The organism is Frankia sp. QA3 (assembly GCF_000262465.1).
In the GTDB taxonomy this organism is placed as follows: domain Bacteria; phylum Actinomycetota; class Actinomycetes; order Frankiales; family Frankiaceae; genus Frankia.
Map to the genome: position 1 here is coordinate 1,498,633 of NZ_CM001489.1, position 18,503 is coordinate 1,517,135.

13 protein-coding genes are annotated in these 18,503 nt (G+C 74.2%); 6 read left to right on the plus strand and 7 right to left on the minus strand.

Annotated elements, in window-relative coordinates; genetic code table 11:
• A partial coding sequence (locus FRAQA3DRAFT_RS32035) for an IS256 family transposase (protein WP_009738159.1) occupies positions 1–506 on the plus strand: 506 nt, incomplete at its 5' end.
• A gap of 525 nt (positions 507–1,031) precedes the next feature.
• Positions 1,032–1,388, plus strand: a complete 357-nt coding sequence (locus tag FRAQA3DRAFT_RS31285; RefSeq protein ID WP_009738160.1) for a hypothetical protein — start codon at positions 1,032–1,034, stop codon at positions 1,386–1,388.
• A 22-nt stretch (positions 1,389–1,410) separates the two neighbouring features.
• On the opposite strand, the gene FRAQA3DRAFT_RS36760 is transcribed toward FRAQA3DRAFT_RS31285, so the two are convergent.
• From FRAQA3DRAFT_RS36760 to FRAQA3DRAFT_RS05960, 5 genes are all read right to left on the minus strand, one after another.
• Positions 1,411–3,210, minus strand: a complete 1,800-nt coding sequence (locus tag FRAQA3DRAFT_RS36760; protein ID WP_009738161.1) for a tetratricopeptide repeat protein — start codon at positions 3,208–3,210, stop codon at positions 1,411–1,413.
• A gap of 116 nt (positions 3,211–3,326) precedes the next feature.
• Positions 3,327–4,625 carry a toll/interleukin-1 receptor domain-containing protein gene (locus tag FRAQA3DRAFT_RS36765; RefSeq protein ID WP_009738163.1) on the minus strand — a complete coding sequence of 433 codons (1,299 nt, stop codon included), beginning with the start codon at positions 4,623–4,625 and terminating at the stop codon, positions 3,327–3,329.
• Between the two features lie 203 nt (positions 4,626–4,828).
• Positions 4,829–5,449, minus strand: coding sequence for a hypothetical protein (locus tag FRAQA3DRAFT_RS05950; protein WP_009738164.1), 621 nt, complete (start codon positions 5,447–5,449; stop codon positions 4,829–4,831).
• A complete protein-coding gene (locus FRAQA3DRAFT_RS05955) occupies positions 5,446–5,814 on the minus strand; it encodes a hypothetical protein (protein WP_009738165.1) in 369 nt (122 codons plus the stop codon). Before FRAQA3DRAFT_RS05955 ends, FRAQA3DRAFT_RS05950 begins: the two co-directional genes overlap by 4 nt.
• A gap of 36 nt (positions 5,815–5,850) precedes the next feature.
• Positions 5,851–12,384, minus strand: coding sequence for a CHAT domain-containing protein (locus tag FRAQA3DRAFT_RS05960; RefSeq protein ID WP_009738166.1), 6,534 nt, complete (start codon positions 12,382–12,384; stop codon positions 5,851–5,853).
• 343 nt (positions 12,385–12,727) lie between these two features.
• Between FRAQA3DRAFT_RS05960 and FRAQA3DRAFT_RS05965 the strand changes: the two genes are divergently transcribed.
• The gene (locus FRAQA3DRAFT_RS05965) at positions 12,728–13,543 is read left to right on the plus strand and encodes a mycofactocin-coupled SDR family oxidoreductase (RefSeq protein WP_009738167.1); all 816 of its coding nucleotides are present in this window, start codon (positions 12,728–12,730) and stop codon (positions 13,541–13,543) included.
• Between the two features lie 14 nt (positions 13,544–13,557).
• Positions 13,558–14,220 carry a TetR/AcrR family transcriptional regulator gene (locus tag FRAQA3DRAFT_RS05970; RefSeq protein ID WP_009738168.1) on the plus strand — a complete coding sequence of 221 codons (663 nt, stop codon included), beginning with the start codon at positions 13,558–13,560 and terminating at the stop codon, positions 14,218–14,220.
• 14 nt (positions 14,221–14,234) lie between these two features.
• Here the strand turns inward: FRAQA3DRAFT_RS05970 and FRAQA3DRAFT_RS05975 are convergent, their stop codons facing one another.
• Positions 14,235–14,990, minus strand: coding sequence for an ABC transporter ATP-binding protein (locus tag FRAQA3DRAFT_RS05975; RefSeq protein WP_009738169.1), 756 nt, complete (start codon positions 14,988–14,990; stop codon positions 14,235–14,237).
• A 5-nt stretch (positions 14,991–14,995) separates the two neighbouring features.
• Positions 14,996–16,018 carry an ABC transporter permease gene (locus FRAQA3DRAFT_RS05980; protein ID WP_232291936.1) on the minus strand — a complete coding sequence of 341 codons (1,023 nt, stop codon included), beginning with the start codon at positions 16,016–16,018 and terminating at the stop codon, positions 14,996–14,998.
• A 246-nt stretch (positions 16,019–16,264) separates the two neighbouring features.
• On the opposite strand from FRAQA3DRAFT_RS05980, the gene FRAQA3DRAFT_RS05985 reads away from it, so the two are divergent.
• Both FRAQA3DRAFT_RS05985 and FRAQA3DRAFT_RS05990 read left to right on the plus strand, forming a co-directional pair.
• Positions 16,265–17,359 carry an LLM class flavin-dependent oxidoreductase gene (locus FRAQA3DRAFT_RS05985; RefSeq protein ID WP_009738171.1) on the plus strand — a complete coding sequence of 365 codons (1,095 nt, stop codon included), beginning with the start codon at positions 16,265–16,267 and terminating at the stop codon, positions 17,357–17,359.
• A gap of 11 nt (positions 17,360–17,370) precedes the next feature.
• Positions 17,371–18,342: an LLM class flavin-dependent oxidoreductase gene (locus tag FRAQA3DRAFT_RS05990; RefSeq protein ID WP_009738172.1), complete on the plus strand. Its 972-nt coding sequence runs from the start codon at positions 17,371–17,373 to the stop codon at positions 18,340–18,342.
• Positions 18,343–18,503 lie beyond the last annotated feature (161 nt).

The following is an 18,503-nucleotide window of genomic DNA, read 5'->3' on the forward strand; positions in this document are numbered from 1 at the left end:
TGCCCGGGGCCTCCTGGCAGAGATGTCGGACGCACTACCTGCGGGACCTTCTCACCTTCACCCCGAAGTCGTCGCAGCCATGGGTCGCGACGTTGGTCCGGACCGTTTTTGATCAGGCGGACGCGAACGAGGTGGCGGTGCAGTTCGACCGGGTCGTGGACGCGCTGACCGAGAAACTACCCCGCGCCGCGACCCATCTGGAAGAAGCGAAAGCGGACCTGCTCGCGTTCACCAGCTATCCGCGGGAGATCTGGCGGCAGATCTGGTCGTCGAACCCGCAGGAACGACTGAACAAGGAGATCCGCCGGCGCACCGACGTCGTCGGTATCTTCCCCGACCGTGACGCCATCATACGGCTCGTCGGCGCCGTCCTCGCCGAGCAACACGACGAGTGGATCGAAACCCACCGCTACTTCGGCGTGGAAATCCTCGCGAAAGTCGACGCGCGAGACACGCCGTCCGACACACCCGAGATCAGCGTGACACCCGAAGCACTCACCGCATAAACTTCAACTAAGGATCACGCGGAGTCACCCTCCATACACCACGCCAGCGGACGTGACCGCTGCCACTACGTCCGGTAGTTGCTTGCTTTGCAACTATCTGGGTCTCAAACCACCCGTGCAGGCCGTCCACCAGCACGTTTGTCGCACCCCGGCCGCCCACCTCTGAACGATAGGACCTATTTGCCCAGGCCAGAGTCCTGTCACGCTTTGTGGCGGGGCGGGTAAGGCTCGAACCCGCGACCGACGGATTATGAGTCCGCTGCTCCCTCATGGGAAGGTTGTGATCGACCCTCGGGAGATCGCGGTTTCCGGGAGGTCAAGCGTGCAGGACAGGCTGATGCCTTATGCCCGGTGTGACCCCTTGGATGGGAAGTGACGGCGATGTCCGAGGAAGATGCTGATCGGCGAGCTGAACCCGCGGCCGGAAGTGATCCGGGGGCGCCTTCGGCGGTACCTGGGGCCGCCGGCACGGCGGAGCCCGACACGACGCGTCCGGCTGGAGCGGACTCGGATGCGGACGCCTCCTTGGATCCGGCCGACTCCAAGGAGGAGAGCGGGAAGTCCCTGCGCCCACTCGACTGGGACGGCTCCTTCAGCCGCACCTGGAACGCCCGCTACGGCCGCGACTGGACGAACCAACTCGCCGCCGAGCAGGAACGCGAGTGGGAGGACGAGGAGCTCCGGCAGTCGTTGCAGGATGCGCGCGACCGGATGAACGCAGAGTCCGCTCAGGCCGAGGCGCGGGCTCGGGAGGAACGTCGGCGGCCGTCGTCGGCGGGCGGTGGCGGGCGGGAGTCGGCGCAGGAGCGGCTGGCCCGCAAGCTCGACAAGCTTGATCGGCTATCGGACGTCGAGCCCGACGAATCGGGCGACGCACGGTAGCTCGCTTGGCTGGTCTGATGTCCTACGGACCGTGGTGCGGAAACCGTGGCTCGGCCCTCAGCGGCTGTTCGGCTGAGCGGGGCCGGTCGTCGTGGGAATGGTCGGCAGTCTCGGCGAGCGATCGGCGGGCCCGGATGGTGTCCGGGTGGAACGGGCCGTGTTCACGCAGCGCGTCGGTGAGCGCGTCGCGGTGGAGCTGCAGGGCGTCCCGGGGACGGTCGGCCTGGCGATAGGTGTCGGCGAGGACGGTCCGGGTGGCGAGGGTGTCCGGGTGGCGCGGGCCGAGAACCTGACCGCGGATCGCCAGGAGGCGTTCGTTGAGATCGACAGCCTGAGACAGCCGCCCGGTGGAGCGGTACACGTCGGCGAGGCCGTCGGCAGCGCGCAGAGTGCGGGCGTCGGCCACGCCGTGTGCCCGACTCCGGTCGCCGAGCAGGCGTTCGAGTTGAGGCCGGGCCGCCTCAAGCTGTCCGGTGTGCCGGTAGGCGGCGGCGAGGGTGTCCCGCGCCTCGACGGTGTTCGGGTGCGCGGGCCCGAGGTTGCGTTCGTGCCGGTCGAGGACTCGTTCGAGATGAGGTACGGCGTCCGCGGGCTTTCCCAGCCTGAGGTGGGCATCAGCGAGGTTCAGACGGGTCCTCGTCGTTTCGGGGTGGTCGGGGCCGAGGACGCGCTCGCGGCCGGTCAGCGCGCGGTCGAACAGGGGGACCGCCTGTTCGGGTCGGCCGGCGCGCATGTGGGTGCGGGCGAGGCCGTGGGCGGTGTCGAGGGTGTCGGGATGGTCGGGGCCGAGGATGCGGTCGCGGTCCGACAGGGCTCGGTCGAGTTCTCGGGTGGCGTCGTCGAGCCGTCCGGCCCGGCGGTGGGTCGTGCCCAGGTGGTGGCGGGTGTCGAGGGTGTCGGGGTGGTCCTGGCCGAGGACGCGGCTGCGGGTGGTGAGGGTCTGTTCGAGGAGGGGGGTGGCGTCGCCGAGGGCGCCGCGGCGGGCGTAGGTGACGGCGAGCTGGTGGGTGGTGTCCAGGGTGGCGGGGTGATCGTCGCCGAGGAGGCGTCGGCGGTCGGTGAGGGTGTCGCGCAGGAGGGTGGCGGCCTCGTCGCCGCGTCCGGTGGCGTCGAAGGCGCGCCCCAGGCTGTGGCGGCTTTCGAGGGTGTCGGGGTGGTCGGGGCCGAGGGTGCGGGTGCGGTCGGTGAGGGTGTGTTCGAACAGGGCGGTGGCGTGGTCGAGGTGGCCGGCGCGTTGGTAGGCCCAGGCGAGGGTGGCCTGGGATTCCAGGGTGTCGGGGTGGTCGGGGCCGAGGAGGCGGGTGCGGTCGGTGAGGGTGCGGGTGGCGAGGCGGCCAGCGTCGTCGATGTTGCCCGCGGCGAGGGTGGCGCGGGTGAGGGTTTCGCGGGCGGTGAGGGTGTCGGGGTGGTCGGGGCCGGCGAGGTGTTCGCGGGCGGCGGCGGCGCGTTCGGCCAGGGGGAGGGCCTGTGCGGGCTGGCCCTGTTCGAGCAGGTAGGCGGCGGCGTGCTCGGCGAGCCAGGCGGCGTGCGGGCCGTCGGTGGCGCCCGGGGTGTCGGTGGCGCCCGGGATGTCGGTGGCGCCCGGGATGTCGGTCGGGCGGGCGCCCGGGGCATCGGTCGAGGTGAGGCCGGTGTCCGGGCGGGTGTCGGGCGCGTCGAGGACGGCGAGGGTGTGGGGGAGCAGTTCGCGCCAGGCGGGCCAGGCGGCGGGGTTGCCGGCGACGTCGGCGGGCAGGGCGGCGTGCAGCATCTGGCGTAGGGAGTCGGTGAGCTGGTCGGCGTGTTCGGGGCCGGTGTTGGCGCGAACGGCGGTGCACACCATCTACTGCACCGCCACGGCCGGACCGTCGCGCTAGGCCAAGGCGGAACGTTCAAAGCTGGCGATCGTGTCCGCGACGTCGAGACGGTCGGCGGCGGCGGCGCGCAACTCGTCGTGGATCAGGACGTCCAGCGTGGCGACGAGCATGTACAGCGACAGCTCCGTGACATCGGCGTGGGCGGCGAGGCGCAGCAGCTCGGCGGCGGCGGGGAGTCGGCGTCGAGGCGGCGCAGCGGCTCGTCCCACAGGGTGGCGGCGGTGACACCGGGGCGTCCGGGGACCTCGCCCTGGGCCAGCAGGCGGGCCGGGCGGTCGGTCAGCGCCTGGAGGTAGGTCTCGGCGGGCAGGCGGCCGGCGATGATCCGGTGGGCGGCCTGGTCGAGGGCGAGCGGGTGGTCGGCGAGCTGGTCGGCGATGCGGTCGGCGGTGGAGCGGTCGACGGTGGGCAGCCGGTCGGCGAGCAGGGCGAGGGACTCGGCGCGGCCCAGCGGTCCGACGGGGACGACCGTGCCGAGGCGGTCCCAGTCGGGGTTGCGGGAGGTCAGCAGCAGGCGGCCCGGTTCGGCCGGGCGCAGCCAGTCGGGCAGGTCGGGTTCGGCGGCGTCGTCGAGGACGATCAGCCAGCGGCCGTCGGCGCGGTCGAGGCGGGCCAGCACGGCGGCCGGTTCGGCGTGCTCGGGCAGGCCCAGCGCGGGGGCGAGGGCGCGCACCCGGTCGCCGAGCAGCTCGGGGCGCCCGGCGGGCACCCACCAGACGGCGTCGAAGTCCCGGTGGTGGGCGCGGACGTACTCGGTGGCCAGGCTCGTCTTGCCGATGCCGGCGAGGCCGGTGACGGTGACCAGCGGGGAGCGGGCCAGCGCCGCGTCGAGCCGGTCGAGCGCCTCGCCGCGCCCGACGAACGCGGCGGGTGGCGTCGGCACGTTCCACACCGCCGGCAGGTCACCCGGGTGGATCGGCCGGTGGGGGTGGCGCGCGGCGTGGCCCTCCGGCGGCGCGGACTCGCCGCCGCGCACGGCCGCGAGCAGGGCGGTCTCGCCGGCGAACGCGCCCCGGTCGAACAGGTTGATCGGCGCGATCTGGCCGAGCAGGCCGGGCACCTCCCGCTCCGTCACCCGGGCGACCAGCAGCCGGCGTTCCCCGTCGGCGAGGCGGGGCGACCACGCCGCCCCCCATTCGGCGAGCGCTGCCGGGGAGTCCAGGTAGCCGTCCGAGACCACGGCGATGGTGTGCCGGGCCTGCCGTGTCGCCCGGTCCAGCCAGGCGACCTGATGGGTGCCCGCCACCCGGTCCCAGGAGGCGACCCGGACCCGCAGGCCGGCGTTCTCCAACGTCGCGGCGATCCACTCGGCCCACGCCCGGCCGTCCTCGGCGTACGACACGAAGCAGTCGAGAGCGTCCCCCTCGCCCCCGACGGTCACCGAACAACCATCCCACAGTCACCGAAACGGCCCGCCCCTCGCTGATCCGGAGGGAGAAATCGGGCGCGGAAGCCTCCGGATCAGCAGGGGGAAGGTCTCGCGTCCGGCCTGCGCCAGGGGAGGCGCTCGGCCTGCCCTGGGCGGGGCCCCGGTGCCTCGGGGCCCCCGGGGCGCCGGGGCCTGGCGTCGGCGGGTGTCGTTCGTCAGGTCGGCGGGCAGGTGGCGACGGGGCGGATTCCGGTCGCCGCCCGCAGGTCGACCTCCACCTCCCCGCCGTTCGTGCGCAGCGTCAGCCGGCCCGATCCGACCCGTACGACCTCGCCGCAGACCTGGCCGGCGGGCAGTGCCACGACGAGCCGCGGCTGGCTGCGTCCCGGGCCGTACCAGGTCACGGCGACCGCGGCCACGAGCAGCGCGGCGCAGCCGAAGACCAGGACGATGCCCTGGCGCAGCGCCGCCGCGGCGCGGATCGCCTCGGCGTGGGTGCGGGCCAGCTCGGAGCCCAGCGTGCGGCGCGCGACGACCACCGGGCGCCCGTGGGCGGCGGACAGCAGGCGCAGCGCCCCGCCGGCCCCGGCGAGCAGGGCGGCGAGCAGCAGGAAGCCGACGACGGCGTTCCACGGGGCGGTGAGGTCACCGACATCGGATCGGCCGCGGACGAGGCCGAAACCGACCAGGCCGACGAGCAGGCCGGCCAGGGCGTTGCGCCAGGCGAGGGCGGCGGCACGCACGCGCGCCAGCTCGTCGCGGAACAGCCGCTGCGTCGTCTGCGCGGCGCGGCCGTCGGCCAGCGTCGCCCGGCCGCCGGCGGACAGACCCGTCATGCCTGGCTGATCTTCACGTTCCAGTAGGCGCCGCAGCCGAGGTAGCCCTCGGGACGGCCGGCGTGGTCTCCCTCGCAGGTGCAGACCATGGGTTCCTCGGCGGTGCGATCGTCCGATCCCGGTGGGGGCGGCGGTTCGTCCTGCGGGTTGGACCGCCGCCAGCGCTTCACCACCTGGTCGGTGACCAGGAACTCCATCGGATGATCGCAGCGTGGGCAGCGACCCCGCAGGACGAGGGTGCGCGACTGCGGCTGCTCCACCTCGAAGGTCTCGGCGACGTGCGCGCCGTAGGCGAGATCGGTGATCTCCAGGTACGGCCCCGCCGACGGCGGCTGCTCGTCGCGGCGCGGTCGGGTCAATGCCATCGTCGACTCCTCGGGGTCAGGTCCTCCGAACGGGGGCTACGGGCCCGTGTGGGTGAACGGGGTCCAGGCACCCGGCTCGAGGCGATGATCATCGCGCAGCCTGAGCACGGCGCGGTGCAGGGCGAGCGCGGCGAGGGCGGGACGCGGGACGCCGTCCACGGTCAGCCCGCCGTACACATCCCGGAACAGACTGGTGGTCTCGGCGCTGTCGACCGACCACAAAGTGCCCAGGACGTGACGATAACCCATGTGGTGCAACGCCGACGCGAGGGTGATCGCCTCGTCGGCCAGGCTCACGCCTCCGGTCGCCGTCTTGCACGCCGACAGGGCGGCGAACTCGCCGACATACCGTCGCCGCCCCACGTCGGCGACGGTGAGGACACCGTCGTGCAACGCCAGCCCACCGGCGGCCGGCTCGGCCAGGTCCTGGTTGCCGTGGCAGCTGAAATGCACCCAGCGATGGGTCGCGAGTTCCCGCTCGACGGCCGCCCGCGTCGCCGCCGGGCCGCGCAGCACGGTCAGCCGCCGGTCGTCGAACCGTTCGGCCAGCATCGCCAGCTCCTCCGCCGCACCCGGCAGCCGGGGCTGGCCGGGTGTCTCCTCGAGCGCGACGGCCAGCAGCCGGGGGGAGCCGTGCACGGCGGTCGCGGCGGTCGCGGCGTCCGATCCGCGCGCCTGGAGCAGGGCCCGCAGCGTCGGCGTGTAGGAGGAGACCACCCGATCGATCACCGTCCGTGGCGCCCCTCGGGTCGGCCGCTGATGGTGGCCGGCGCCGTGCAGGGGGAGCAGGGCCAGCGGGCCGGTCGGGCACCACCACAGCCGCGGCCACGAGCCGTCGCCGTCGCCGTCGCCGTGGTCGTCGCCGTCGCCGTGGTCGTCGCCGTCGCCGGCACCGGCACCGGCACCGGCACCGGCGGGAGCGTCCCGGAAGCCGAGCGCGGTGAGAACCGGCTCGGCGACGACGTCCCAGAGCCATTCCAGCACGCCGGTGGTGAGCGTCTCGGCGGCCGTCCGGGCCCGCAGCAGCTCACGTTCGGCCTGCTGGGCGCCCTGCCGGGCGGCCACACCGCCGCCGGTGCGGGCCGCGCGCCACGCCGCCTCGTGGGCCTGTCGGGCGTCGTCGACCCGGTGCAGCGCGTCCACGTACTCCTGCGCGCGCTCGGCCGCCTCCCGGGCGTCCAGGCGGGGCAGCGCGAGCGCGCTCACCCCGCCGGGACGCACGAGCAGCGCGTCGCACCGCCGGCGGCTGAGGTTCACCACCACCACCGGCCCGTCGGCGGCGGCCGGCAGCAACGCCTCCGCCGGCACCGGCCGCAGGAAGCCGTCGAACCCGTCGAGCCCACGCACCCGCGCCACCAGCTCCTCCCAGCGCTGCGCGAGGCCGATGCGCCGCTCGGCGGCCCGGCCGACGTCCTCGGCGTCCGCGGCCGTCGGCGGGCCGTCGAGCTCCGCGCGGACCCGCTCCAGCTCGGCGTGCAGCGCCGGTGCCCGCTGGGCGAGCCGTCCCAGGTCGCCGCGCAGGTTCAACAGCTGGCCCCACAGCACCGCGCGGCCCTGTTCGAGCAGCTCGACCGCCCGTGCGGGCGCGCCGGCCTCGACCGCGAGCGCGGCGGCGTCGCGCGCCAGCTCCGCGCGGGCCGCCAGCTGCTGCTCCTGATGCGGCCGGTCCCGTCCCTCCCACGTCGTCTCGATCAGCCGCGCGAGGGCGACCGCGTAGGCGTCGACGGCCACGGCCGGCTCGCCGGCCCGCGCGGCGCCCCGCCCCCAGGCCTCGGCCGCGCTCAGCCGCAGGTGGGACGGCGCGGTCGGGGCGGTCGCCGCCTCGCGCAGGTAGCCGACCGCGACCGCCTGATCCGTGGGCGAGCCGGTCTGCTCGGCGCGTCCCGCCCACGTCAGGCCGAGGTTGAGCAGCATCGCCGCCCGCTGGGGGTCGCCGGGATGGGCCACCTGCACCGCGCCGAGCATCGCGTCGAGCGCCGCGTCGGCGTCCGGGGTGTCGGCCGGGGTGTCGGCGCGGGCCAGCCGCCTCCGCAGCACCGCCGCGAGCCCGGACAGGTAGTGCGCGTGATCGGGGTCGTCGGTCGGGCTCGCCGCGATGGCCTGGCGGTACAGGTCGATCGCCGCGCCGATGTCGGCGTCCCGGTCGACGTCGGGACGGAACCAGCGGGCGAGCATCAGCTGCGCCTGGCTGCGTTCCCGCGCGGTGGGGGCGTCGGTGACCTGCGCTCGCAGCTCCTCGGCCGTCTCGGCAGCCCCCGACCCGACGATACCGATCCGGTTGATCAGCGATTGCGCGAGATCGGAGGCGTACCCCGGCCGGTCGGGGTGGGCGGGCGGAGTGGCGTCGAGGGCCGCCCGTCCGAGGTCGATCGCGCCGTCGATGTCGTCGGGCCGCCCGCTCTGGATGTACCGGGCCCGCAGCGACCGGGCCAACGCCGAGAGCAGCCCCGGACGGTCCGGGCCGCCGGCCGGGGCTGCCTCGATCGCGGCGCGTCCCGCCGCGATGGCGGTGTCGATGTCCGCCTCCCGCCGGGTCAGATCGTGGCGCTGCCGCAGCGCGGTGGCGAACCCGGACAGGATCATCGGACGGTGCTCCGTACCAGCGGCGGCTCCGTCCACCAGCTGTTCGTACAGCTCCACGGCGGCGTTGACGTCGGCGATGCGACCGGCGTGCCGGAACCGCCGCAGCAGGATCTCCGCGAGCCGCCTCCGGAGCTCGTCGCGGGCCGGGTCCGCCGCGGGGAGGGCGTCGAGCGCCCGCTGGTACCGCTCGATCGCCGTGTCGAGGTCCACCGGATCCCGGCTGACGTCGAACCGGCTGGCCGCGGCGTCGGCCAGGCCGGCCTCGCAGTCGGCCGTGTTGGGATGTCCGGCCGGCAGCAGCCCGGCCAGCTCGGTCAGCACCTCGACCAGGCGGTCGAGGTCAGCAGCGTGCCTCGTCTGGTCGTACCGGTCCGACAGGGCGTCGACCAGGGTGGCCAGGGCCTCGGCGCGTCCGTCGTCGGGCGCCAGCTCGCCAAGCCGGCGTTCGAGCAGGACGATCAGCCAGTCGAGCGCGCCGAGCCGGTCGTCGTGACGCGCCGCCGCGTCCGGCTCGCTCGGGCGGTCCCGCGCCGCGTTCTGGGCGTACAGGCGGACGGCGAGGTTCACGGCGACGGTGAGCAGCACCTCGACATCCCGGCCGTCGACGTCGGGCGGCAGCAGGGCCAGCGCGGCCACGGCGAGCGCGAAGGCCACCCCGACCGGGGGACGACCCCGCGGTCCGGCGTCCGCGTCGGGATCGCCATCCCCGGCCTGGGCGTCGTGGCGGTGGTAGGCCCTGTCCAGGTCGAAGGCGATCGCGGCACCGACCCGCCACCGTCCGTCGTCCGGGACGACTCCCGCGGCCGCCTCGGCGGCGTGCGCGTCCATGACCGCGCCCTTGGCGCGAAGCAGGGCGAGGTGTTCCGCCGCGGGCGGGAGCGCCGCCGCCTGCGCGTTGCCGGCCGGGACGACGGCGGGCCCGGCCCCTGCCCCGACGGCGGTGTAGCCGACGGCGGGAGCCTCGTCCGCGTCCAACCGCGCGATGGTCGGGATGGCGTTCAGTAGGAGCCGCTCCACCTCGGGCGCGCGGGTGGTGTAGAAGGCGAGGGTCGCGAGCTGCGCGATCAGCACACCGCGGCGGCGCAGCTCCGCGGCCGCGGCCGGCCCACCCACCTGCTGCGCCCGGGTCAGGAACTCCAGTCGCTGGCGGTAGGCCGCCGCGGACCGGTAGTCGCGCCGGGTCCGGGCCTGGGCCATCCGGGCCCGCAGCTCCCGCAGCGGGGCCTCGGTCGCGAACTCGGGGGTGATCAGGTAGAGGTCGACGAACGTGTCGAGATCGTCCGTCCACGCCAGGCCCTCCGCGAGCAGACCCGCATCCAGCTCGCGCGGGGCCGGCCCGTCCTGGTCCTCCCGTTCACCACGCGGTTGCTCGGCGCCCGCGTCGCGCTCGCCGCGCGCCCGGCTGAGATGGACGAACAGGGACGATCGCACGGGGTCGTCGTGCGGGATCGCGGCCAACGCGCGTTCCCACAGCGCGATCGCCTCGTCGAGGTCGCCGCGCGGCCCGTCGGACGGCGGCTCGTCGGACGGCGGCCCGTCGGACGGCGGCCCGTCGGACGTCTGACGCTCGGACGCTGCCCGCCCGCCGCCGGATCCGTCACCCGTGGTGGTCCCGGCCGCCGTGTCGACGGCGAGGCGATGCCGCCGCCACAGGGCACCCGCCAGGTTGGCCTGTGCCTTCCAGCGGTCGGCGACGTCGAGCGGCGGGCCGTCGAGCGGTGCCCGCAGCAGGGCGATGGCCTCCGCCAGGGCGGCGGCCTCGCCGGTCTGATCGAACCGGGCCAGCAGTGCGCCGCCGAGGCTCGCCTGCCGGGTGGGCAGCCTGAGATGGTCCGCCGGGGTGGCGTCGAGCGCCGATCGCAGCACGTCGAGGGCCGGGTCGAGGGCCCTCGGGTCGCCGGAGCGCGTGTGCTCGGCGAGCAGGCTCTGACCGAGGTTGTGCAGGATCATGCCCCGCTGCGGATCGTCCGGGCCGACGGCCGCCAGCGCGGCCCGACCGAGCGCGATGGCCCGATCGAGATCGGCCCGCTCCCCGCGATGCCGGTAGCGGTCGTACAGCGCGTCCCCGAGGTTCATCAGGGCGGTCGCCCGCCACGCGGCGTCCGGGGGGAGGCCCTCCAACGCGGTCTGCAGCAGTGGGATGGCCGCGTACAGGTCCGCGGCGGTCGCTGTCTGCGCCGCCCGGGTCCGCAGTGCCAGGCCGAGGTTGGACAGCCAGCCGGCTCGACGAGGGTGGTCGTCCGCGATGCCGTCGAGCGCCGCCCGCCAGCCGTCGATGGCCCTGCCGAGGTCGGCGACGTCCCCGCCCAGCTCGAACCGGATCCGGTACAGGTCGGCGAGGTCGGAGAGGTCCGACCGGCGGTCGGGGTCGGCCGCATCGGCGCCGCCGGCGTCGAGGAGCCCACCGGCGAGCCGGATCGCCTCGTCGACGTCGGCGCGTTCGCGGGTCCGCTCCGCCCGCGCCGTCAGCCGCGCCACCAGCTCCCGCCGCCCGCCGTCCCCGCCGTCCCCGCCGTCCCCGGCGGGCGAGGCGGTCACCAGCTCCCGCAGGCGGTCAATCGTCTCGTCGGGGCCGTCCGGTGCGCCGCCGTCGCGCAGCCGCAGGAGCAGGTCCAGAGCGTCGCGGTACTCCGCGTGCCACTGCGTGCCGACCGGCTCGAGCCGCACCGCGCGGCGCTGGGCCGCGACGGCCTCGTCCAGATCCGCCGCGTCCCGGCCTCGCCCGAACCTGACCCGCAGCGCCGCGGCGTGCAGGGACAGGAACACGGCCTGGTCGGCGTCGGGGCCCTCACCGGCCGCGCGGGCGGCCCGCAGCTCGGCCCGCTGCCGCCCGACGGCGATCAGCTCGTCGAGGTCGGCGGACGCGTCGTCGGCGGTGAAGCGATCCCACAACGCGGACCAGAGGTTCGTCAACGCGTCGAACCGGTCGGCGCCGGCCGCCGCGAGGGCCTGGCGGCTGGTGGCGATCGACGCGTCGAGGTCGTCGCGTCCGCCGGTCCGTTCGTGGCGCAGGTGCAGGGTGGCGCCGAGGCTGATCAGCCGCCCCGGCCGATCCGCGTCGTCGGGGGCGCTCGCGGCGAGGGCCTGGCGCAGCAGGGCGATCGAGGTGTCCAGATCGGCCGCCGTCTCGTCGCGAACGAACCGCATCCGCAGGGCGTAGCTGAGGTTGGTCAGGCTGCGGGGCCGATCGGGATGACCCGGCGGGCTCGCCGCCACCGCCGCGCCCGCCACGACGATCGCCTCGTCCAGGTCGGCGGACTCGCCGGTCGCCTGGAAGCGGGTCAGCAGCATGCCGGCGAGGTTCGACAGGGGCAGCACGTCCCCAGCCCCGCCGCCGGGGCGGGCGGCCAGCGCGCGACCGAGCGTGATCGCCTCGTCGAGGCGCTCGGGCTCCCCGTGACGGTTGGACCGTCCCTCCAGCAGCACCGCGAGATCGGCCACCTGGGCCCGCTGGTCGTACGCGTGCGCGGGCAGGACCTTCACCAGCCGCGGTGCCGCCTCGACGGCGGCGGCCAGCCGGGTCGGATCGTCCACGGTGAGCGCCCGTGCCACCAGGCGGATCAGCTCCCAGCCGGCCGTGTCCGGGCCCGCAACGGCCGTGGGGTCGGGTGGCGCCGGATCGCCGCCCGGACCCGCCGCGAGGGCCGGCGAGCGCAGCTCGGCGGGGACGCGGGCCGGATCGACCCGGGCGACGGCGGCGAGCAGGGTCCAGGCCGCCGCGCGGTCGGCCGTCCCGGCGTCGAGGGGCAGTTCCAGATACCGGTACCAGTGCAGCCGGCCGACCGTGGCCGCGGCGTCGAGGGAACGCCCGCGACGCAGGTCGAGCGCACCCGTCCGGGTGCGCAATCCGCGCAGGACGCGGGCGGCTTCGGCCGCGGCGTCGTCGGCGAGGATCAGGGAGGCGTCGCCCTGGCGCAGGTACGCGCCGATCCTGCGGCGCAGCCGCCGCCCCAGCCGAGAGACGGTAGGACTTCCACCGACCATCATCACCTGCTCCCGTCGCGCGCCGGATCGCCGGCCGGCCGCGGTGACGTCGCGTTCCGTCTCAGGGTAGAGCCGGATCAGTCATGTTTTGGCCGGCGCGCGCCGACGGGGGCGACAGCGGGGGCGCGGGGGCCGTCGGCACCCTCGACGCGGCCGGACCCGGGGGCGCCGGTGGTCGAGCGACGACGACGCGGGCGCTGTCCGACCTTGTTCGACAACGTCGCGACTCGGGTGCATGGTGCCGCCATGTACCCGAATGCCCTGGTAGGGCGTAGGCTGAGTGAGTACTCAACCAAGCGTTCGGCCGGTGGTGGCCGGGCGTTCTGACGTGGGATCGGAGACGGCGATGAGCGGTCGGGTGGCGGGCAAGGTCGCGTTAGTGACGGGGGCGGCGCGCGGGCAGGGACGGGCGGACGCACTCCGGCTGGCGGAGGAGGGCGCCGACGTGATCGTGGTCGACGTGTGCGCGCCCCTGCCGAGCGTGGACTACCTTTCCGCGACCCCGGAGGATCTGGCGGAGACGGTCTCGCTGATCGAGAAGACCGGGCGTCGAGTAGTGTCCGGGATCGTGGACGTCCGCGACCTGGAGGCCCTGCGTCGCATCGTCGATGACGGCGCGGCGCAGCTCGGTCGGCTCGACGTCGTCGTCGCCAACGCGGGGATCTGCGTTCCGCGGGCGTGGGACAAGGTGACCCCGCAGATCTACGAGGACACGATCAGCACGAACGTCACCGGGGTGTGGAACACGGTGATGGTCGGCGCGCCGCATCTCGTGCGGGCCGGCGGGGGATCGATCATCCTGATCAGCTCGGCGGCGGGGCTGAAGGTGCAGCCGTTCATGGTGCCGTACACGACCAGCAAGTTCGCGGTGCGCGGCATGGCGAAGGCGTTCGCGGCGGAGCTGGGCCAGCACCACATCCGGGTCAACAGCGTGCACCCGACCGGCGTGAACACGCCGATGGGCACCGGCGACATGAAGGCGCGGATCGACGAGGCGATCGCCGGCTACGACCGGCTCGGCCCGATGTTCATGAACCTGCTGCCGGTCGACGGCACCGAGCCGGCGGACGTCGCCGACACCGTGCTGTTCCTGGCCTCGGACGAGTCGAGGTTCATCACCGCGCACGAGATCGCCCCCGACGCCGGCAACACCGAGTTCTGAGACCGAGGTCCGAGGTGGGGCGCGGTGAGCGGGGCGCGGGCGCGGGCCGGGCGATGACGCCGGGCGCGGGCCCGGCGGAGGACCCCGAGCTCACCGCGCGGGAGCGCATCCTGGCCGCCGCGGAGGTGCTGTTCGCCGAGCACCGGTTCGACCGGACGTCCACCGCCCGGGTCGCCGCGGCGGCCGGCGTGCCGCACGGGCTGATCTTCTACCATTTCAAGACCAAGATGGACCTGCTGCTCGCGGTCGTGCAACGGGATCGGGTGACCACGCTCGGCGAGCTCGACCTGCCCTCGCCCGAGCGGGCCGATCCCCGCCAGGCGATCGCCGAGCTGTGGCGGCATCTCACCGCCGTGCTCGGCCGGCCGTCGCCGGTGCATCGCATCGTCCTGCAGGAGCTGGCCGTCCACGAGGAGATCCGGCGGCGGGCGACGGAGAGCACCGATGCCGCCGCGGCCGTGATCGCCGGCCGGCTCGCCCGGATCTTCGGGCGCGACGCCCCCACACCCGAGCAGGTCGCCGCGGCGCAGCTGCTCACCTTCGCCGCGGCGATGGCACCGCTGCTCGACCAGCCCGACCACACCCTCGTCGACCCGGACGCCCTCGCCGCGCTCCTCGTGCGGGGCCTGTCCGCACCAGACCCCGAACCAGACCCCGAGCCGCCGGCGGTGCCCTGAGCCGCCGGCGGTGCCTACTGCCCGCCGACCGGCTGGCTTTCGGCGGCTGAGGTGTCGGCGGCTGAGGTGTCGGCGGCTGAGGTGTCGGCGACGCCGAGCAGGCCCAGCAGCCGGGCGCGGGCCTGCTCGAAGCGCGGGTCCCGGCGGTCGTCGAAGAGCTCGCGGGTCTCGACCTGCTCGTCGAGGCGGCCGTCGCGCAGGACGATCACCCGGTCGGCCAGTTCGAGCGCCTCGTCGACGTCGTGCGTCACCAGCAGCACGGCCGGGCGGTGCCGCTCGTGCAGCTGCCTGACCAGGTGATGCATGTGGATGCGGGTCAGCGCGTCGAGGGCGCCGAACGGCTCGTCGAGCAGGAGCAGCTCGGGTTCGCGGACCAGCGCCCGCGCGAGCGCGACGCGCTGCGCCTCGCCGCCGGACAGCGTCAGCGGCCAGGCCTGGGCATGGTCGGCCAGCCCGACCTCCGCCAGCGCGCGGGTCGCCTCGTCGCGTCGACGGGACCGCGGCAGACCCAGGGAGACGTTCTGCCACACCCGGCGCCAGGGCAGCAGCCGCGGCTCCTGGAACACCACCGAGCGCAGCGCCGGCACCTCGATGCTGCCCTCGGTCACCGGGTCGAGCCCGGCCAGGGTGCGCAACAACGTGGTCTTGCCGCCGCCGCTGCGGCCGACCAGCGCCACGAACTCCGAGTCGGCGATGGTGAGGTCGAGCCGCTCGAGCACGACGTGCGAGCCGAACGCGCGACGCAGGCCGCGCACCGTGACGGCACTCATCCGCCCTACCTCCCGCGCCAGGCCAGCAGGCGCCGCTCGGCGAGGCGCACGACCATGTCGGTGAGCAGGCCGAGGGCGGCGTACACGACGACGACCATCAGGATCTTCGTCTGGAACAGCGACTGCGCGTTGTAGATGAGCAGGCCCAGGCCCTTCTGGGCGTTGATCTGCTCGGCGACGACGAGCGCGAGCCAGCTCAGGCCCAGCGAGTAGCGGACACCGGTGAGGATGCTCGGCGTCGCCCCCGGCAGGACGACGGTCGCGATCAGCCGCAGCCGGTTCAGGCCGAACTGGCGGCCCATCTCCAGCAGGCGCGGGTCGACCGTGCGCACCCCCGACATCGTGTTGATGTACATCGGCAGCGCCGTGCCGATCCTGATGATCAGGATCTTCGGAGCCTCGTCGACGCCGAACCAGAGGATGAACAGCGGCAGGGTCACCAGGAAGGGGATCGTCCGCATCATCTGCAGGGTGGCGTCAAGGGCCTCCTCGGCCGGCCGCCACAGGCCGACCGCCACGCCCAGGGCGAGGCCCACGCTGATGCCGATCGCCGCGCCCGTCAACGCCCGGCGCACCGACACCCACAGGTTCGACGGCAACTGCCCGTTGTTCCACAGGGTGACGAACTCGTGGGCGACGTCCCACGGCGCGGGCAGGACCTCCGTCGACCACCAGCTCGCCGAGCTGCCGATCTGCCACAGCGCGATGAGCAGGATCGGGACGATCGCCCGGCGGACCAGGCTGGGGACCCGCAGCCGCCGGCGCCGGTCCGCGCCGCCGGCGCTGAAGGTCACCCGGCGCCCGCCCACCGCCGCAGGCGAACCTGCGACGGTGGGCGCGGCGAAGTTCGCCGCGAACTTGGCCCTGTAGGAGGCGATGGCGGCCTCGATCGCCGGGTTCAGCTTCGTGCTGTAGCTGCCGGGGACGTCGACCTTGCCGGGCAGCAGGCCGGCGGCCTGGAAGGTGTCGGCGATGCCCTGCTGGTCGGTCAGCGCCTTCGGGTCGACGGGGCCCACGGCTGGACTCATCCCCGCTGATACATCGAAGCTCTCACATGATCCAATCCCCGGCGTCCCCGGGTTCGGGTGAAGGTTTCATGGCATGACGTTTTTGTCAACAAAAAGCATAGAGATAGCCGACAAAGTGCTGGCCAGGTTACAGTCCAGGCAAAACGATGAGACGGGCGCGGGTTCCAGCGGTTGATTGCAAGCTGAGCGTCATGGCCTGATCTGCTGACGAAGTGAACGCGTACCAACGACGATCGAGGGCATCTGGTGGAACTGGGAATCAACACGCTCGGCGGCGTCTCCGCCGACCGGCGCACCGGGGCGACGCCGACCGAGCATGAGCGCCTGGCGTCGATCGTCGCCCAGGGCGTGCTCGCCGAGCGGCTCGGGTTCGAGGCGTTCTCCGTCGGGGAGCACCACGGCGACCGTCACTTCGTGACGAGCGCACCGCCGGTCATCCTCGCCGCGATCGCCGCGCAGACCGAGCGGGTGCGGCTGATGACCGGGGTGACGCTGCTTCCCCTGCTGGACCCGGTCCGCGTCGCCGAGGACTACGCCACCCTCGACGTGATCTCGGGCGGGCGCGTCGAGATCGTCGCCGGGAAGGGCAACTTCGCGAGCGCCTCGCGGCTGCTCATCGGCCAGGACGATCCGGACCGCGGGGCGTTGCTGCGCGAGCATCTCGACCTGCTCCTGGAGATCCTGCGCACCGGGCACATCCCGGCCTGGCCCGCCACGTCCAGCCCGGCCCCCTCCCGCCCGGCCCCCTCCCGCCCGGCGTTGAGCGACGCGCACGTCACCCCGCGGCCGGTGCAGCCGCAGCTGCCGGTCTGGCTCGGGGCGACCCGCAACGTGGACTCCGTCGAGCTCGCCGCCAGCAAGGGCCTGCCCGTCCTGGTCGCCGGGTTCCGGGCCGGCACCTACGCCGACTTCGCCGACCACTACCGCGAGGCGTTCGCCGCCGCCGGCCACGACCCGCGCCAGGCCCGGGTCGCGTCGCTGTCCACCGTCGTCGTCGACCACGACGAGGCGCGGGTGCGCCGCGAGTACCGGGCCTACTGGGAGCAGACGGTCAACGCCGCCGCGCAGCGCAACCAGGGACTGCGCCAGGACAACCGGGCGCAGCGGCTGCTCGACCAGGGCTTCGACGACCTCACCGGCCCGGCGGGCCAGATCCTCGTCGGCACCCCCGAGTACGTCGCCGAGCGCCTGATCGGGATGCACCAGGACCTCCGCCACGACCTGCACTTCCTCCAGATCGACAACGGCCTGGGGCCGGCGGGCACCGAAGAGATCATGCACCTGATCGCCGAGGAAGTAGCCCCCCTCGTCCGCAAGGAGACCGCGCTCAGCGCGGCATAGGAGACAGTCAGATGACCGACGAAAACCGACCGCTCGACGACCGACCGTTGGACCAGGCACCGCTCGACCAGGAACCGCTCGACCAGGGATCGCCCGACCGCCGACCGCTGCGGTTCGGCACCTTCCTGTTTCCCCGCACCGTCGCCGGCCGCGCGCTGCTCGACCATGCCGCGCAGGCCGAGGACCTGGGCTACGACCTGATCGCCGTGCCCGACCATCCCTATAACCCCGACTACCTCGACCAGATCGCGCTGCTGTCCGCGGTGGTCGGCCGCACGTCGTCGATCCGGGTGCTGACCGACGTGGTCAACCTCGCCCTGCGCCCGCCCGCGGTCCTGGCCAAGACCGCGTGGACGATCGACCGCATCGCCCCCGGCCGGTTGGAGCTTGGCCTCGGCACCGGCGGACTGTGGGACCAGATCGCCGCGATCGGCGGCCCGCGGTGGAAGCCGCGGGAGGCACGCGAGCGCCTCGCCGAGGCGATCGACGTCATCCGGCTGCTGTGGTCCGGCGACGCCGACGTCACCTACGACGGCCGGTACTACCAGCTCGACCACCCGCAGCCGCTGCTGCCCCCGCAGCAGCCGATCCAGCTCTGGATCGGCAGCGGGGGCCCGCTCATGCGCCGCCTGACCGCCACCGCGGGCGCCGGCTGGATCCCCAACGGCAACCGCCTCGACCTGGACACCGTCCGCGCCGACGCCGCGCACTTCGACACCGAGCTCACCGCCGCCGGCCGGCCCCGCACCGCGGTCCCGCGCCTGTACAACGCCTTCTTCGGCCACAAGCTCCAGGACCGCTCCGAGGGCTTCCTCGTCGGCCCGGCCGGCCAGTGGGCCGACGAGCTCACCGCCCTCGCCCTCGAGCTGGACTTCGACACGTTCGTCCTCGGCGACCGCGAGACCCCCGTCGAACACCTGCAGATCTTCGCCGACGAGGTGATCCCCCAGGTCCGCGCCCAGGTAGCCGCCGCCCGCCCCTGACCCGCAGCCCCCTCCCTGCTTATCCAGAGGGATAAATCGGACACGAAACCCTCTGGACAAGCAGGGCGCCCGCACCGCATCCACCAGCAAGCGCCGAGCGCCGCCTCTGTAGCGCTCCGCACCGAACGCGTCTGCAGCACCACACCGACCTATTTGATAGA

Coding starts and splice junctions, on each gene's coding strand:
- FRAQA3DRAFT_RS36760 (WP_009738161.1), bottom strand. CDS start 3,210: ATGGTGTGCACCGCCGTTCGCGCCAACACCGGCCCCGAACACGCCGAC.
- FRAQA3DRAFT_RS05950 (WP_009738164.1), bottom strand. CDS start 5,449: ATGACGGGTCTGTCCGCCGGCGGCCGGGCGACGCTGGCCGACGGCCGC.
- FRAQA3DRAFT_RS05955 (WP_009738165.1), bottom strand. CDS start 5,814: ATGGCATTGACCCGACCGCGCCGCGACGAGCAGCCGCCGTCGGCGGGG.
- FRAQA3DRAFT_RS05960 (WP_009738166.1), bottom strand. CDS start 12,384: ATGATGGTCGGTGGAAGTCCTACCGTCTCTCGGCTGGGGCGGCGGCTG.
- FRAQA3DRAFT_RS05965 (WP_009738167.1), top strand. CDS start 12,728: ATGAGCGGTCGGGTGGCGGGCAAGGTCGCGTTAGTGACGGGGGCGGCG.
- FRAQA3DRAFT_RS05975 (WP_009738169.1), bottom strand. CDS start 14,990: ATGAGTGCCGTCACGGTGCGCGGCCTGCGTCGCGCGTTCGGCTCGCAC.
- FRAQA3DRAFT_RS05980 (WP_232291936.1), bottom strand. CDS start 16,018: ATGAGTCCAGCCGTGGGCCCCGTCGACCCGAAGGCGCTGACCGACCAG.
- FRAQA3DRAFT_RS05990 (WP_009738172.1), top strand. CDS start 17,371: ATGACCGACGAAAACCGACCGCTCGACGACCGACCGTTGGACCAGGCA.